The 15,612-nt window shown below is 39.7% G+C and carries 15 protein-coding genes; 2 read left to right on the forward strand and 13 right to left on the reverse strand.

Annotated features, from left to right (window positions below):
- Positions 1-648 precede the first annotated feature (648 nt).
- The 4 genes from nrdF to nrdH all read right to left on the reverse strand — a co-directional run bounded on the left by nrdF (position 649) and on the right by nrdH (position 4,539).
- Positions 649-1,620 carry a class 1b ribonucleoside-diphosphate reductase subunit beta gene (gene nrdF, locus MNY66_RS03590; RefSeq protein WP_241501451.1) on the reverse strand — a complete coding sequence of 324 codons (972 nt, stop codon included), beginning with the start codon at positions 1,618-1,620 and terminating at the stop codon, positions 649-651.
- Between the two features lie 14 nt (positions 1,621-1,634).
- Positions 1,635-3,767: a class 1b ribonucleoside-diphosphate reductase subunit alpha gene (gene nrdE / locus MNY66_RS03595; RefSeq protein WP_072057346.1), complete on the reverse strand. Its 2,133-nt coding sequence runs from the start codon at positions 3,765-3,767 to the stop codon at positions 1,635-1,637.
- 23 nt (positions 3,768-3,790) lie between these two features.
- Positions 3,791-4,225 carry a class Ib ribonucleoside-diphosphate reductase assembly flavoprotein NrdI gene (gene nrdI / locus MNY66_RS03600; RefSeq protein ID WP_047255778.1) on the reverse strand — a complete coding sequence of 145 codons (435 nt, stop codon included), beginning with the start codon at positions 4,223-4,225 and terminating at the stop codon, positions 3,791-3,793.
- Positions 4,226-4,317: 92 nt separating this feature from the next.
- Positions 4,318-4,539 carry a glutaredoxin-like protein NrdH gene (nrdH, locus tag MNY66_RS03605; protein ID WP_047255777.1) on the reverse strand — a complete coding sequence of 74 codons (222 nt, stop codon included), beginning with the start codon at positions 4,537-4,539 and terminating at the stop codon, positions 4,318-4,320.
- Positions 4,540-4,846: 307 nt separating this feature from the next.
- Between nrdH and MNY66_RS03610 the strand changes: the two genes are divergently transcribed.
- Both MNY66_RS03610 and cspE read left to right on the forward strand, forming a co-directional pair.
- Complete coding sequence (locus MNY66_RS03610; protein ID WP_047255776.1) at positions 4,847-5,320, forward strand: methylated-DNA--[protein]-cysteine S-methyltransferase; 474 nt, start codon at positions 4,847-4,849, stop codon at positions 5,318-5,320.
- A gap of 241 nt (positions 5,321-5,561) precedes the next feature.
- A complete protein-coding gene (gene cspE, locus MNY66_RS03615) occupies positions 5,562-5,771 on the forward strand; it encodes a transcription antiterminator/RNA stability regulator CspE (protein WP_047255775.1) in 210 nt (69 codons plus the stop codon).
- A 317-nt stretch (positions 5,772-6,088) separates the two neighbouring features.
- Here the strand turns inward: cspE and lipA are convergent, their stop codons facing one another.
- From lipA to rsfS, 9 genes are all read right to left on the reverse strand, one after another.
- Entirely contained in the window at positions 6,089-7,054 is a 966-nt protein-coding gene (gene lipA, locus MNY66_RS03620; protein WP_047255774.1) for a lipoyl synthase, read from the reverse strand.
- A 222-nt stretch (positions 7,055-7,276) separates the two neighbouring features.
- Positions 7,277-7,906: a lipoyl(octanoyl) transferase LipB gene (lipB, locus tag MNY66_RS03625; protein WP_134473808.1), complete on the reverse strand. Its 630-nt coding sequence runs from the start codon at positions 7,904-7,906 to the stop codon at positions 7,277-7,279.
- A gap of 222 nt (positions 7,907-8,128) precedes the next feature.
- The gene (ybeD, locus tag MNY66_RS03630) at positions 8,129-8,392 is read right to left on the reverse strand and encodes a DUF493 family protein YbeD (protein ID WP_047255773.1); all 264 of its coding nucleotides are present in this window, start codon (positions 8,390-8,392) and stop codon (positions 8,129-8,131) included.
- Positions 8,393-8,615: 223 nt separating this feature from the next.
- Positions 8,616-9,827, reverse strand: a complete 1,212-nt coding sequence (dacA, locus tag MNY66_RS03635) for a D-alanyl-D-alanine carboxypeptidase DacA (protein WP_047255772.1) — start codon at positions 9,825-9,827, stop codon at positions 8,616-8,618.
- Between the two features lie 252 nt (positions 9,828-10,079).
- Complete coding sequence (rlpA, locus tag MNY66_RS03640) at positions 10,080-11,069, reverse strand: endolytic peptidoglycan transglycosylase RlpA (RefSeq protein WP_241501452.1); 990 nt, start codon at positions 11,067-11,069, stop codon at positions 10,080-10,082.
- Positions 11,070-11,082: 13 nt separating this feature from the next.
- Positions 11,083-12,195: a peptidoglycan glycosyltransferase MrdB gene (gene mrdB, locus MNY66_RS03645; protein ID WP_047255770.1), complete on the reverse strand. Its 1,113-nt coding sequence runs from the start codon at positions 12,193-12,195 to the stop codon at positions 11,083-11,085.
- Between the two features lie 4 nt (positions 12,196-12,199).
- The gene (gene mrdA / locus MNY66_RS03650; protein WP_241501453.1) at positions 12,200-14,092 is read right to left on the reverse strand and encodes a peptidoglycan DD-transpeptidase MrdA; all 1,893 of its coding nucleotides are present in this window, start codon (positions 14,090-14,092) and stop codon (positions 12,200-12,202) included.
- A 36-nt stretch (positions 14,093-14,128) separates the two neighbouring features.
- Positions 14,129-14,599, reverse strand: a complete 471-nt coding sequence (rlmH, locus tag MNY66_RS03655) for a 23S rRNA (pseudouridine(1915)-N(3))-methyltransferase RlmH (RefSeq protein ID WP_047255768.1) — start codon at positions 14,597-14,599, stop codon at positions 14,129-14,131.
- Positions 14,600-14,601: 2 nt separating this feature from the next.
- On the reverse strand, positions 14,602-14,928 hold the full coding sequence (gene rsfS / locus MNY66_RS03660; protein ID WP_072165968.1) for a ribosome silencing factor: 327 nt from the start codon (positions 14,926-14,928) through the stop codon (positions 14,602-14,604).
- Positions 14,929-15,612: the final 684 nt, after the last annotated feature.

Genomic DNA, 15,612 nt, shown 5'->3' on the forward strand with positions numbered 1-15,612 from the left:
GATGATTTTTCAATTAATTTAAAAGTCATCGTGGACTAAATGTTTAAATCTAAAGTTAACTAATTACTCCGTTATGATTTTAGTTATGCAATAAATTTAATAATCCTTAATTTAAGACAGCGTTATACCCTAACATACTGAGTTAGCCTTACAACCCTATGTTCAATCTAATTAATCAAATAATTGACCCATCCTTGTTAGATTAAATTGATGATTCATTTTAAATTTTATTGGATAATAAGTTGTATCATTAAACTATTAATGATTTTTTGTTTGTATCTAAGGTTATGATTTAAAATTGTTAATTAAGGTATTTAATACTATTAATAAAAGAAAAATTGAAATTTAAAATAAATGCGATTTTTTAGCATATATCATGCTATTTAAAGATCTCAAAATAAATGATGATTAACCTCGGATTGATTAGTTTATTTAATGTATTTTGGGCGGAGTTATCATATTAAGGGCTTTTAGCTAATGTTTTTATAATGTTCAGTTCGTAAAAAATGAATTATTTACTTAAAATAAGGTGTAAATTACGAGTCTATTAGTGTGGTTTTTATACTTAAATAACCCATTGAATTAAAGTTGTTTATATTCAATGAGTTATTAATAGCATTAAATAAAGTGATTAATTAGGGTGAGGGATTAGAAATTCCAATCATCATCCTCGGTATTAACTGTTTTACCGATAATATAAGAAGAACCTGATCCAGAGAAGAAATCATGATTTTCATTTGCATCTGGAGATAATGCCGATAATATAGCAGGGCTAACATCAGTCATTTCTGCTGGAAATAATGCCTCATAGCCTAAATTCATTAAGGATTTATTGGCGTTATAATGCAGAAATTTTTTGACGTCTTCAGTCCATCCTACAGTATCATATAATTCTTCTGTGTATTTTATCTCATTGTCATAAAGATCTAATAATAATGAAAAAGTAAAATCTTTAATTTCTTTCTTTATATCGTCATTGCATTTCTCTAAGGATTTTTGAAATTTATAGCCAATATAATAACCATGCACAGCTTCATCACGAATAATTAATCGGATTAAATCGGCTGTATTAGTTAGCTTTCCTCGACTTGACCAATACATAGGTAAATAGAAGCCAGAATAAAATAAAAAGGATTCTAAAAAAACACTGGCGACTTTTTTCTTTAAAGGGTGATCGGCGCAATAATAAGACATTATTATATTGGCTTTATTTTGTAAGAATAGATTTTCTTCACTCCAACGATAGGCTTCATCAACATCGGCTGCTAGACATAAAGTAGAAAACATTGAGCTATAAGAACGAGCATGTACCGCTTCCATGAAGCAGATATTCGACATTACCGCTTCTTCATGGGGGGTAAGCGCATCATCCATTAATTTGGGAGCACCAACGGTATTTTGTAAAGTATCTAATAGTGTTAGCCCAGTAAAGACTCTAATAGTTAATTTCTTTTCAGCATCAGTTAATGTATTCCAAGACGGGAGATCATTTGAAAGTGGTATTTTTTCCGGTAGCCAGAAATTTGTCGTTAATCGATTCCACACTTCTAAATCTTTATCGTCTTCAATTTTATTCCAATTTATCGCCTTAATTAGGCGGAGGGGAGTCGTTTCGCTCATTTTATCGATTCCTATTATAGAGTGCATGAAACACAACCTTGGACTTCGGTACCTTCCAGAGCAATTTGCTTTAATCGAATGTAGTAGAGGCTTTTAATTCCTTTTTTCCACGCATAAATCTGCGCCCGATTAATATCGCGTGTAGTAGCTTCATCTCTGAAAAATAGCGTTAATGATAAGCCTTGATCAACATGCTGAGTTGCTGCTGCATAGGTATCAATTATTTTTTCTGGGCCAATTTGATAAGCGTCTTGATAATATTCTAAATTATCATTATTCATAAATGGCGCAGGATAATAGACTCGACCGAGTTTTCCTTCTTTACGGATCTCTATTCGAGATACGATAGGATGAATGCTCGATGTAGAGTTATTGATATAAGATATTGACCCTGTGGGGGGAACCGCCTGAAGATTTTGATTATAAATCCCATACGTCATAATTGAGCGTTTTAGCTGTACCCAATCGTCTTGGCTAGGCAATATGATCCCCGCTTTATCGAATAAAGCTGCCACAGTTGTAGTTTTTGGTAGCCATGTTTGCTCAATATATTTATTAAAATATTCGCCACTGGCGTAAGTTGAATTCTCAAAGCCGCTAAACGTTTGCCCTCGTTCTATGGCTAATTGATTGGAAGTTTTTAATGCATGATAGGTAACCGCATAAAAATAAATATTTGTAAAATCAATTCCTTCCTCTGAGCCATAATAGATTTTTTCACGAGCAAGATAACCGTGTAAATTCATTTGCCCTAACCCAATAGCATGAGATTGATGATTACCTTGCTCTATCGATGGTACGGAATGAATATGGCTCATGTCAGATACTGATGTTAATGCACGGATTGCGATTTCAATAGATTTGGCAAAATTGGGGGAATCCATGGTTTTAGCAATATTCATCGAGCCAAGATTACAACTGATATCTTTACCTATATGGCGATAGTTTAAATTATCATCGTATTCACTGGCACTATTCACTTGTAAAATTTCAGAGCACAAATTACTCATATTGATTCGGCCATGAATAGGATTGGCTCGATTGGCGGTATCTTCAAATAAAATATAGGGGTAGCCAGATTCAAATTGAATTTCGGCCAGTGTTTGGAAAAACTCTCGGGCTTTTATTTTTCGTTTACGTATATCTTTATTATTAACCAGTTCATGGTATTTATCGCTGATACTGATTTCTGACATCGCTACGCCATATTCTCGTTGAATATCATAAGGCGAGAATAAATACATATCCTGATTATCTTTGGCTAACTGGAAGGTGATATCAGGAATAACCACACCGAGTGATAGCGTTTTAATGCGTATTTTTTCATCGACATTTTCACGTTTAGTATCGAGAAAGCGCATAATATCAGGGTGATGAGCGTGTAAATAAACAGCTCCAGCGCCTTGACGTGCACCTAATTGATTCGCATATGAAAATGCATCTTCCAACATTTTCATTACTGGAATAACTCCAGAAGATTGGTTTTCAATTAATTTAATTGGCGCACCAGCTTCTCGGAGATTAGTTAATAGAAATGCGACACCTCCCCCACGTTTAGACAATTGCAATGCAGAATTAACCGCTCGGCCAATCGACTCCATATTATCTTCTATCCGCAATAAAAAGCAGGAGACTAATTCGCCACGTTGTTTTTTACCGCAGTTAAGAAAGGTCGGCGTTGCGGGTTGAAAGCGTCCAGTGATGATTTCGTCGACCAGCGATGAGGCGACCTCTGGGTTACCTTGTGCCAGTGTTAAAGCAACCAGACATACACGGTCTTCATAGCGTTCTAAATAGCGTTTGCCATCGAAGGTTTTCAAGGTATAGCTGGTGTAATATTTAAAGGCACCCAAAAAAGTCTGGAAGCGAAATTTATGCTGATAGGCTTGCTGAAACAATTGTTTGATAAACGCAAAATCATACTGTTCTAGCACTGATGATTCGTAATAATTTTCATTGACTAGAAAATCGAGTTTCTCTTTTAGGTCATGAAAGAACACTGTATTTTGGTTTACATGCTGGCGGAAGTAGTGATGTGCTGCCAGTTTATCTTGTTCAAATTGAATATTACCTTGGCTATCATAAAGATTGAGCATGGCATTTAATGCATGATAGTCAACGGTCAGATTATTGTGTAATTGGGGCATTTTGGCTCGCTCTATATTGATAGTTACAGTAAGGTACTTGTGTGGTGCTGCCAAAAACGATCGAGTCCTTCGCGTACTAAGCGGACATCTGTTTCTGTGCCCAACAGCTCGAATTTATATAAGTAGGGGACTTGGCATTTTTCAGCAATAATATTGCCAGCTAGTGCGAATGCCGTTCCAAAGTTAGTGTTGCCCGCAGCGATTACGCCTCGAATAAATTGTCTATTCACAGCAATATTTAAGAAATGAATGACGGGTTTAGGCACCGCCCCTTTAATTCCTCCTCCCCCATATGTTGGTAGAAGCAAGATATAGGGCTGAGTCGCTATCAATGTATTATCTTCAGCATTCATGGGTAGCCGAGTCGCGGGTAATCCAAGCTTGGTAACAAAACGATGGCTATTTTCTGAACGACTAGAATAGTAGATAAGTGGCTGTGTTTTTATGGATAGCTTCATGGACAGCTCCTGGATATTTCTAGGCTGATATAATTTGGGAATACAGTTTAGACATGCGGTTTAGACGGTGTAGTCCAATTTACTCTCTAGAGTTAAAGACCAAGCAGCATGTCAGGACGAAATCCAGACCAATGTTTTTGGCCTATTACCACCACAGGAACTTGTTGATAGCCGAGCTGGCGCACAAAATCTAATGCAGTATTATCTTGAGTTAAATCGATAACGCGGTAAGGGATATTTTTTCGTTCAAGCGCTTGATAGGTTGCGTTGCACTGTACACAGTTGGGTTTGCTGTAAATTGTCACGACAGTCATTTTTATCACCTTGTAGAAATTGGATAGAATTGTATGGCTAACGAAGTGACTTAATACTACATATTGTAATTAATTCTTTCAACCGCACTATATATAGTGGTATTTGATTTTTGAATGATAATTATTCTAATTTATTGATAAGCAGTTATTAACACTAAGAATATATTTTTAGCAAAAAATATTTTTTGTTATCCAGTTACGATGACTTTCTCTGTTAGAAGGCTGAGAAAAAATATCATTGCTATAAACATATATTTTACTTTATAACTGGATAAACGATCATGTTAATTATCTATCTGGAGAGGGTATGTATTATCATTATGTGGCGACACCAGAGTTGTTCCCTCGGTCGTGGGTACAAATTACAGCTGATGAATTAGGAATTACTACGATTTATTTTGTCGATGAGCAAACTTATCAAGAGAAAAAAAATATCCATACCAAGCAATGCGCTAAAGAATTGAAAGAATATTTTAGCCACAAGCGTAAAAGTTTTTCTGTGGCGCTTAATCCTCAGGGAACTGAGTTTCAACAGAAAGTTTGGCAACAACTGCGTAAAATTCCATTTGGGGGGCGTTGGAGCTATAAAGACTTAGCGCTGACATTAGGCTCTGCTAATTATTGTCGAGCTGTAGGAATGGCCAACTCACGTAATCCGATTTCATTAATTGTCCCTTGCCATCGCGTTATAGGACATGATGGAAAATTAGTCGGTTATACGGGAGGTTTGAATATAAAAGACTGGCTTTTAGCCCATGAAGCAGGTAGAAAATTGGTCTAATCAGCTCAAAATGATGATGATATCTATGAATTAATAAATTTTTAGCATAAAAATAATAAAGTGAGTTAATTAATATAATTGATAATAATTAACGTTTATTGTCTTTTTATCGAGCGATTAATCGTTTTTTTGCGATTTTAATCAATTTTCGTGATCTAAGTTGTAGACAACAGGCTTAACAATCTGCTGTACTGTAGGGGACACTTATGGTGTGTCTATTTTTTATTAAAGGTAATATTTGATGTCAAAAGTTAAAGGTAGCGTTAAGTGGTTCAACGAATCTAAAGGTTTCGGTTTTATCACTCCAGAAGATGGTAGCAAAGATGTATTCGTTCATTTCTCTGCAATTCAAGGCGATGGCTTCAAAACATTAGCTGAAGGCCAAAGAGTTGAATTTGAAATCACTGACGGTGCTAAAGGCCCTTCAGCTGTAAACGTTTTCGCGATCTAATTATTTCGCATTAAACGATACAAACAGCTTTATAAACTCGTCTTTTCTATAAAATGAAAGACGAGTTTTTATTTGCCTATAATTTGGTAAAACAAGCCTAAAGCAGGTTAATTGCTTTGATAGTTAAGGAATGGTTGAGGCATAATTAAGAGATGATTAAGAAATAGTTGTGGAATAAAGCTATGAGGGAGAATTAAGGATGATTGGATGGCAGGATAATCTCGATTATCTGAATAAAATATATTAGCCGTTTCTCTAAAAATGATTATTTAGAAAAACGGCTAAATGAACCGGTTAATCTTCGTATTTAATTTCTTTTATTTAACTTCTTCGCCTTTCGCTTGCATATCCGCATGATAAGAAGAACGTACAAACGGGCCACAGGCTGCGTGGGTAAAGCCCATTGCAATGGCTTCGGCCTTCATTTCTTCGAACTCTGCAGGGCTAACATAGCGTTTTACTGGCAAATGGTGACGGCTTGGCTGCAAGTATTGACCTAGGGTTAACATGGTTACGCCGTGTCGGCGTAAATCCCGCATTACTTCAATGATTTCTTGATTAGTTTCGCCTAAACCGACCATCAAACCTGATTTAGTTGGAATATCAGGATGTGCTTGTTTAAATTTCTCAAGCAATTTTAGCGACCATTCATAGTTTGCGCCTGGGCGTACTTGGCGATAAATACGTGGAACGTTTTCAAGATTATGATTGAAGACATCTGGTGGTGTTGCGGTTAAAATTTCTAACGCTTTATCCATACGTCCACGGAAATCGGGAACTAATGTTTCAATTTTTATATTGGGGCTTTTTTCACGAATAGCGGTAATACAGTCCGCAAAATGTTGAGCACCACCGTCACGTAGATCATCACGATCAACCGAAGTGATAACGACATAGCGCAGTGCCATATCGTGAATGGTTTGGCCTAATTTGTGTGGCTCATTGGCATCTGGTGTAGTTGGGCGACCATGCGCAACGTCACAGAAAGGGCAGCGGCGGGTACAAATTGCGCCTAAAATCATAAAGGTCGCAGTACCATGGTTGAAACATTCAGACAGATTAGGGCAAGAGGCTTCCTCACACACTGAATGCAGGCCATTTTTACGCATAGCTGCTTTGATACCCTGAATACGACTGGAATCTGCGGGAAGTCTAATTTTCATCCACTCAGGTTTACGTAAAATCTCTTCACGTTCGGTCACAACTGTTTTGACCGGAATTAGCGCCATTTTATCTGCGTCACGATACTTAACGCCACGCTCCATCTGAATTGGTTTACTCATAATTATGCCGGTTCCAGTTAGATTCTAGGATGGTGATTCAAGGTCTCGACAAATATAGCAGATTAACCTTCGCCGATTAATGCCAGATCTCTTCGATCTTAGGATTAACTGTGCAGCGAGCTAATACGCGATGACTAATCTAGATCCGCGGTCATTACCGATGATCACCTTAAAATCACACATTAAAAAATAGTTTAAAAATGTTAAAAAATTATAGCATTATTATTGAACAAGATGAAATCCTAGCACGTCACAGAATTGTTTAATTAGCACGGGCTGAACATCATTTAGACTAATTTCAGGCACAAATGCTTGCATTTGGGTCATTTGCAACCCTTGATAGCCACACGGATTAATTCGCCTAAATGGTTCAAGATCCATCGCGATATTTAATGCCAGACCATGAAATGAACGGCCATTGCGAATACGTAATCCGAGTGAGCAAATTTTACATCCCTCGACATAAACTCCGGGCGCATCAGGACGTGCATTGGCAGAAATATTAAAGGCTGCTAATGTCCGGATGACTGTATTTTCAATTGCCGTTACCAGTTCTCTTACGCCAATTTTATTTCGCTTGAGATCCAGTAGCACATACATCACTTGTTGGCCGGGACCATGGTAGGTGACTTGCCCACCTCTATCACTTTGAATGACCGGGATATCCCCAGGTGCTAGAACATGTTCAGCTTTACCTGCTTGCCCTTGAGTAAATACTTTCGGGTGTTCAACTAGCCATAATTCATCCACAGTATCTACAGTGCGAGATTCTGTAAATTGATGCATTGCATCGCTGACAGATTGATAGGATTGTAAGCCCAATTGACGAACAATCAGTGTTCTAGCAGGCAGTGTTTCTGCAGATAGTTTATCGAAGGGTAATATTTTAGCAGGCAATTTTTTAACATCCACATTATAAAATGTACTGGCAGTATAACGTCCAACCGGATTTACTGCTAGTTTTCAAATGTTAAATATCGGTGAATATACGTTAGTTTTAAGTCAGTTAATTCGAGATGCATAAAAAACCCGAGCACTTCACAGTGATCGGGTTTAATCAAACTAGGCAAGTAATTACAGTACAACCTTGACCAGTTCTAATGCGCCTAGTTCTTCATACAGCGTTTCAACTTGATCAATATGCGTCGCATTGATGGTAATAGAAACGGAGTGATAATTGCCTTTACTGCTCGGTTTAACTTCTGGAGAGTAATCACCCGGTGCATGGCGTTGGACAACTTCTACTACTTGATCAACTAATTCTGGCTCAGCCATACCCATTACACGGTAGGTAAAAGAACATGGGAATTCAAGCAGTTCATCTAATTTGGTTTTCATGGGCGCTCCTAATAGCGAAATAATGATGATCTTATTAATTGTTAGTTTAAGTTTGCTCGGCCTATATAATGGCTACACGGGCATCTTCAATTCGTGAGTTAGCCAATAACTCGCCCATAAAGACAGGCAAATAAACAGTGATTACGGCTTATTTGCCTGAAAATAACAATTATAGTCATTCAGATGTTAACTATGTTGGGGTAGTTTATCCGATTTTCAAGGGTTAGCTGAACCAGCGATGGAACAGTAATTTGATGTAGTCAATTAGGCGGCTAAAGAAGCCTCCTTCATCAATATTTTGTAACACCACCAATGGGCGCTGTTCGATGGTTTTACCGTCGAGTTGGAAATTAATGGTGCCGACCACGGCGCCTTTCGCTAAAGGTGCATTGAGTTCGGTAGTATTCAACTCGTAGCTGGCTTTTAAGTCTTTTAAGCGCCCACGAGGGATCGTCAAATATAGATCCTCAGCGACGCCTAATTTGGCTTTATCTGCGTCACCAAACCATACTGGTTCAGCTGCAAATTCAGTACCTGCTTGTAGGGGTTTAACCGTTTCAAAGAAACGAAAACCGTAGGTCAGCAATTTTTTGCTTTCCGCATCGCGACCTTTACCGCTTTTTCCACCCATAACGGCAGAAATCAATCGCATATCGCCTTCAGTTGCAGAGGCTACTAAGTTAAAGCCCGCAGCATTGGTATGCCCGGTCTTGATTCCATCGACATTGAGGCTTTTATCCCATAACAGACCATTTCTATTGGTTTGGCGAATGTTGTTAAAGGTAAATTCTTTTTCTTTATAGATTTCGTACTCTTCAGGCACATCGCGGATTAGTGCTTGCCCGATCAGCGCCATATCGCGGGCTGAGCTATACTGCCCCTCGGCATCTAGACCGTGAACTGTCTGAAAATAGGTATTTTGTAAGCCTAATTGTTTAACATAGGTATTCATTAACTGAACGAAGTTCGCTTGGTCACCCGCAACGTAATCTGCCATAGCGACACAGGCATCATTACCAGATTGTAAATTAATTCCGCGGGTTAATTGAGATACGCTAACTCTATCACCGGGTTTAAGAAACATTAATGATGAGCCTTTGAACACTGGGTTACCGGTTGCCCAAGCGTCTTCATTAACGGTAACCATATCATTGACACCGATTTTTCCTGAGCGTATAGCTTGACCGATAACGTAGCTAGTCATCATTTTAGTCAAGCTTGCAGGGTCACGTCGCTGGTCGGCATTTTTTTCCGCAAGGACTTTACCTGAATTATAATCAATCAGGATATAAGCTTCTGCGTCAATATCTGGTGCGGCAGGGATCATGGTTTTAAGATTGATATCATCAGCTTGTACGTAGCTGATCGCAGAAAAAGCAAAGGCAATACCCAGTGTAGTATTGCGAATTAGACGTGAAGTGACAGCATATTTCATGGTTGTTGAATTAACATCCGTGGCTTTAGTTAATAAAAGAGGCACAGTCTAGTCAGAAATTGAAAATTAATTATTCTTTTCTAGCTACTGTGCCGATTGTAGTATATTTGCGATAATTCAGCTTATTAGTCTCGCGGTATTATTTTAATCAATTAAAGACTATCTAAGAGAGTGCTTATTAATAGAAATAATTTTCGCCTATGAGCATATTGAATTATCACTTAAATAACTATTGTTACGCAATCAATCTAATTAAGGATTAATAACCATCGATGATTGATTAAGCTCTGATTGCAAACGGCTTTGGAGCGTCACCGCTTGGTTACGGTCATTAAATGGCCCTAATTGTACCCGATAAATATTATTATATGGTTGGACTCGTCCCGGTGCATTGAATTGCCCTTTGAGTTTATTTAGCCATTCGCGAGCATTAGCTTGGTTACTGATAGCACCAACTTGCACCATATAACCTCTTTCAGGGACCACCGGCTCCGCACTTTCTGAGGTTTCAGCAGAGACTGGCGCAGGAGTATTCACGTTGAGCGGGGCTTCATCCACCAGCGGCTGCATTGGCTCGCTCGGCTGAGCAGCTGGTAGAGCTGTCGCAGGAACAGGTAGATCTTCCATTACTGGATTACCCATCGGTCCAGCCCCTAATTGGGGGCGCCCTGGTAAAGCATAGCTCTGTTTTACAAAGTTAGAGCCTTGGGTGCCAGGCCCTGAAAGCGTCCCATTTTGATCGACTTTGATAGCATCAATTTTGATCCGTGAGGTAGGCATCAGATTTAAACGATCGGCTACTGCGCGGGATAATGCAATATTTTTACCCGGCATATAAGGCCCACGATCGTTAACTCTGACTACCATCATGCGACCATTAATCAGATTGGTGACACGCACATAACTCGGAATAGGTAATGTAGGATGAGCTGCCGTTAATTCAGCAGGATCAACACGTTCACCAATGGCGGTCATATTACCGCTAGATTCCTGCCCAAAAATATGAGCAAAACCTATTTCGCTAAATTGCGAGGTATCGCGAACGATAGAATAAGTTTGGCCATTACGCTGATAATCATTGTTGGCCGAAGGGTGATATGGCTCGTAATGCGGCTCCGCGCCTAAAACATCTTGTGCCGGAACCACAGGTAGATTACTCGGTTGTTTGTTGCTGTTATTATCAGTTACACAGCCACTGAGTAACGCCGCGGTAACGCCAAGCATAATCCATTGAAAACGCATACATAGCCTCATGTTATAAACTTTTCGAAAGGAATTTTCGGTGTGTATGTATCGACATGATAATACCGAATCCAGCCATTAAGACAATCAGTGCAGAGCCGCCATAGCTAACCAGCGGTAGTGGAACGCCGACCACCGGTAAAATTCCACTCACCATACCGATGTTGACGAAGACATAGACGAATAAGATCAACATTAATCCCCCGACCATGACTCTACCAAAGGTATTTTGTGCATTTGCAGCAATATATAAGCCGCGCATGATGAGCAATAAATACAGGGCTAATAAAATAATTACCCCAACCAGTCCTAACTCTTCGGCGACCACGGCAAAAATAAAGTCAGTGTGGCGTTCGGGTAAAAATTCAAGTTGTGATTGGGTTCCATGTAACCAACCTTTACCAAATAAGCCCCCAGAGCCAATAGCTATTTTGGACTGAATAATATGATAACCGGCACCGAGAGGATCACTTTCTGGGTCGAGTAACATCATAACCCGAGCTTGTTGGTAATCATGCATTAAGAAAAACCACAGAATTGGAATAAATGCGGCTAATGCGATACCGGCAATAGCTATCAATCGCCAGCTCATACCGGCTAAAAACAGGACAAATAACCCAGAGGAGGCAACTAAAATTGAGGTGCCTAAATCTGGCTGTGCGGCGACCAACAGCGTTGGAACAAAAATTAATACTAACGCAATGGCGGTATTTCTTAGGGATGGCGGACAAAGATCGCGATTCATAAAGCGCGCAACCATCAGCGGAACCGCTATTTTGGCAATTTCTGAGGGCTGAAACCGAATAATGCCTAAATCAAGCCAGCGTTGAGCTCCTTTACTAATTTGACCAAAGGCATCAACAAAAATCAGCAAAATCACACAAACTATATATAAATGTGGGGCAAAGTTCTCATAAACTCGTGGCGGAATTTGCGCCATGACTAACATCACCACAATACCACTGGTTATCTGGGTAAGTTTGCGTTCCATCATGTCGATGTCTTGTCCGCTAGCACTCCACATTACAAAAGCGCTATAGGCTAAAAGTGCGGCAATAATTAAGAGCATCGGAACGTCAATATGCAGACGCATAGACAGCGATAATTTTCTTTTGTCGTCAGTCATAATATTAACGGTCTTCCTCCAGCCCTAAAGGGGGATTGGTCGGCAATGTGGTGCTTGGTTTTTCGAGTAAAATATGGTCAAAAATTTGGCGAACAATATCACCAACTGCGGGGCCTGCACCGCCATTTTCTAAAATAATAGCGACTGAAACGGTAGGGTTTTCATAGGGAGCAAAGGCAATCATCAATTTATGATCGCGTAAATGCTCGGCCAATTTACTGGCATTATAGGTTTCATAACTAAAGACCTGTGCGGTACCTGATTTGGCGGCTACTTTATATGGCGTACCAATAAAGCTGCGGCGTCCCGTTCCATTCGGCGCATTAGCTACACCGTACATGCCTTGCTTAGCTAATTCCCAATAACCGGAATGAATATCGCCAATATGGATAGTTTCTTTTTGTTCATAAGGCACCATGGCATTACCGAGTTTAGTACCATATAACAAATGAGGCGTTTTAACGATACCGTCATTAATCAAGATCATTAGCGCTTTTGACATCTGAATTGGGGTCGCGGTCCAATATCCTTGACCGATACCTACAGGGATAGTATCTCCTTGATACCATGGTTTTTTATAACGTTTTTGTTTCCATTCACGGGTTGGCATAATACCAGAACGTTCTTCGGAAAGATCGATACCTGTATAATCACCAAAGCCAAATTTAATCATCCAATCCGATAATCTATCGATCCCCATATCATAGGCAACCTGATAGAAAAAAGTATCAGCAGATTCAATAATCGATTTAACTACATTTAATTTACCATGGCCCCAGCGTTTCCAGTCACGATAACGTTTTTCTGAACCGGGTAATTGCCACCAGCCAGGATCAAAAATTGTAGTGTTTGGAGTGATCACATTTTCACTCAGTGCGGCAACTGAAATAAAGGGTTTTACAGTCGAAGCAGGGGGGTATAACCCTTGGGTAGTACGGTTAATTAATGGGCGATCGGGATTATTTAGCAAACCCTGATATTCGGTATTTGAAATGCCATTAACAAATAAATTTGGATCATAACTGGGGTTTGATACGAGCGCTAATATTTCTCCACTGCGCGGATCGGTCACCACCACAGCCGCTCTACTCGTAGTGAGCAATTGTTCGATATAAGATTGTAATTCAAGATCGATAGTCAAATAGATATCACGACCGGCTTGCGGTGGTTGCTCGTGCAGCTGGCGGATAACTCGCCCCCGGCTGTTGACTTCGACTTCTTCATAGCCCGTTTTACCGTGTAAAACGTCTTCATAATAACGTTCGATACCCAGCTTACCGATATCATGACTGGCCGCGTAATTGGCTAACAGACCTTCTTTATCTAAGCGTTCGACATCTTTATCATTAATTTTAGCCACATAGCCAATAACGTGAGTAAGGGCTGAGTTATAAGGATAATAACGACGCTGATAGCCTTTTACTTCTAAGCCGGGAAATTTATATTGATCAACAGCAAAACGCGCAACTTGGATTTCATTTAATGGCGTTTTTAGTGGGATAGACGTAAAACGACGTGAACGCTTGCGTTCTTTTTCAAAATTAGCGATATCTTCATCGGTTAAGCCAATTACATCGCGCAATTGCTCAAACATATCGGCTAAATTGCTGACTTTTTCGGGCACTATCTCAAGTTGATAGATGGTACGATTTAGTGCCAAAGGCACGCCATGGCGATCAAAAATAATCCCGCGGCTAGGTGGGATTGGGACTAATTTTATGCGGTTATCATTGGAGCGCGTTTGATAATCATCATGGCGAACAATCTGTAGGTTGTACAGATTGACCATAAGAATTCCGCTTAATATGACAATAACGCCAAATGCTACGAGAGCCCGGCGAATGAACAGAACAGATTCAGCGGTATGGTCGCGAAAAGGGGTGCGTTTATTTTTCATCCCAATGCCAGATTAAAGCCAGTGATAACAACGTGATTATTCCCGATGATAGGGGTGATTAGTGGTAATGCTCCACGCGCGGTATAAACTTTCAGCCACCAGAACACGTACCAGTGGATGGGGCATAGTTAATGGTGAAAGTGACCAGCTTTGTTCTGCGGCGGCTTTACATGCTGGGGCTAAACCTTCGGGACCACCAATTAACAAACTGACATTCCGTCCATCTAGCTTCCAGCGCTCAAGTTGCCCAGCTAACTGAGGCGTATCCCAGCGCGAGCCTGGGATATCCAACGTCACAATACGGTTACCTTTACCAACAACGGAGAGCATTTGCTCGCCTTCTTTTTCTAAGATACGTTTGATATCAGCATTCTTTCCTCGTTTACCCGCGGGAATTTCTGTTAATTCAAATGGCATATCTTTAGGAAAACGGTGCAGATAATCCATAAAGCCGGTCTGAACCCAGTCCGGCATTTTTGTTCCGACAGCAATGAGTTGTAATTTCAAACTCAGCTCCAGAGTTTTTCCAGTTCATACATGCGACGGCTTTCGTCTTGCATAACATGAACAATAGCTTCACCTAGGTCAACAACAATCCAGTCAGAAACGCCTTGACCTTCGACACCCAGTGGTTGTAATCCATTTTTGCGGCATTCATCAATCAGTTTATCGGCAACTGAAGCTAAGTGACGGCTAGAGGTTCCCGTGCAGATGATCATGCAGTCAGTAACACTAGATTTTCCTCGAACATCGATAGTTACCATATCTTCAGCTTTTGAATCTTCGAGTCTAGCAATGATAAATTGTTGGAGTTCAGTTCCTTGCAAAAGGTTCACCCTCAAAATAAATTAATCTATTAAATGGTTAAAACACGCTTTTAGCGATGATAGTAGTGACGATGTCTCTGGCTCGGTTTCTATTTTAGAATAGCGCCAATGGTGCTTGCTAGCCTGATACCTTATTCCATCGATAAAATTATTATCAATGAGTTTTGATGAGCAGGTAGTGTATTCTAGAATAATAGAAGCTTTTAGTACTGATATCGCGCTGAATATAGAATATAGCGCTGATATTTCAGCCCGGGCATTTTAACAACGACATTTCGGTAATGGCACCGAGTTAATAAACTCAGATAACCGTTAAAGACCGCCAATACAGTAAGCGCATGTCTTAAAGCATATGTCTTAAAAACCTCAGCCGAAAGAATAACAGCTGAATTTAGCCTGTCAATTTACAACCGAGAATTTCCTATAATAACACCTTTTTAACCCTAACTCAGTGTTTTTTACGCTAACCTAGTAGGTATTCAGGCCAGATCAATACATGTACAGTTATTAGCGTCATTACCGGCATAGTTGCTTGTATAGCATGCGTATAATAATGCATCAATATATTTTGCCTTTAGCTATTTATACTAAAATAAATTAGCTGGCTTCACTATCAGTTGATGCAAGTATATGTAAAAAATTGTCAGTTGATCCTTGGCGTATCTTATCTGCTGATAAGATGCAGTCGTCATT

The sequence above is a fragment of the Moellerella wisconsensis genome (assembly GCF_022592395.1).
GTDB lineage: Bacteria > Pseudomonadota > Gammaproteobacteria > Enterobacterales > Enterobacteriaceae > Moellerella > Moellerella wisconsensis.

Coding starts and splice junctions, on each gene's coding strand:
- nrdH (WP_047255777.1), bottom strand. CDS start 4,539: ATGACTGTCGTGACAATTTACAGCAAACCCAACTGTGTACAGTGCAAC.
- mrdA (WP_241501453.1), bottom strand. CDS start 14,092: ATGAAAAATAAACGCACCCCTTTTCGCGACCATACCGCTGAATCTGTT.
- nrdF (WP_241501451.1), bottom strand. CDS start 1,620: ATGAGCGAAACGACTCCCCTCCGCCTAATTAAGGCGATAAATTGGAAT.
- ybeD (WP_047255773.1), bottom strand. CDS start 8,392: ATGAAAACCAAATTAGATGAACTGCTTGAATTCCCATGTTCTTTTACC.
- nrdI (WP_047255778.1), bottom strand. CDS start 4,225: ATGAAGCTATCCATAAAAACACAGCCACTTATCTACTATTCTAGTCGT.
- rlpA (WP_241501452.1), bottom strand. CDS start 11,069: ATGCGTTTTCAATGGATTATGCTTGGCGTTACCGCGGCGTTACTCAGT.
- MNY66_RS03610 (WP_047255776.1), top strand. CDS start 4,847: ATGTATTATCATTATGTGGCGACACCAGAGTTGTTCCCTCGGTCGTGG.
- cspE (WP_047255775.1), top strand. CDS start 5,562: ATGTCAAAAGTTAAAGGTAGCGTTAAGTGGTTCAACGAATCTAAAGGT.
- mrdB (WP_047255770.1), bottom strand. CDS start 12,195: ATGACTGACGACAAAAGAAAATTATCGCTGTCTATGCGTCTGCATATT.
- nrdE (WP_072057346.1), bottom strand. CDS start 3,767: ATGCCCCAATTACACAATAATCTGACCGTTGACTATCATGCATTAAAT.
- dacA (WP_047255772.1), bottom strand. CDS start 9,827: ATGAAATATGCTGTCACTTCACGTCTAATTCGCAATACTACACTGGGT.
- lipA (WP_047255774.1), bottom strand. CDS start 7,054: ATGAGTAAACCAATTCAGATGGAGCGTGGCGTTAAGTATCGTGACGCA.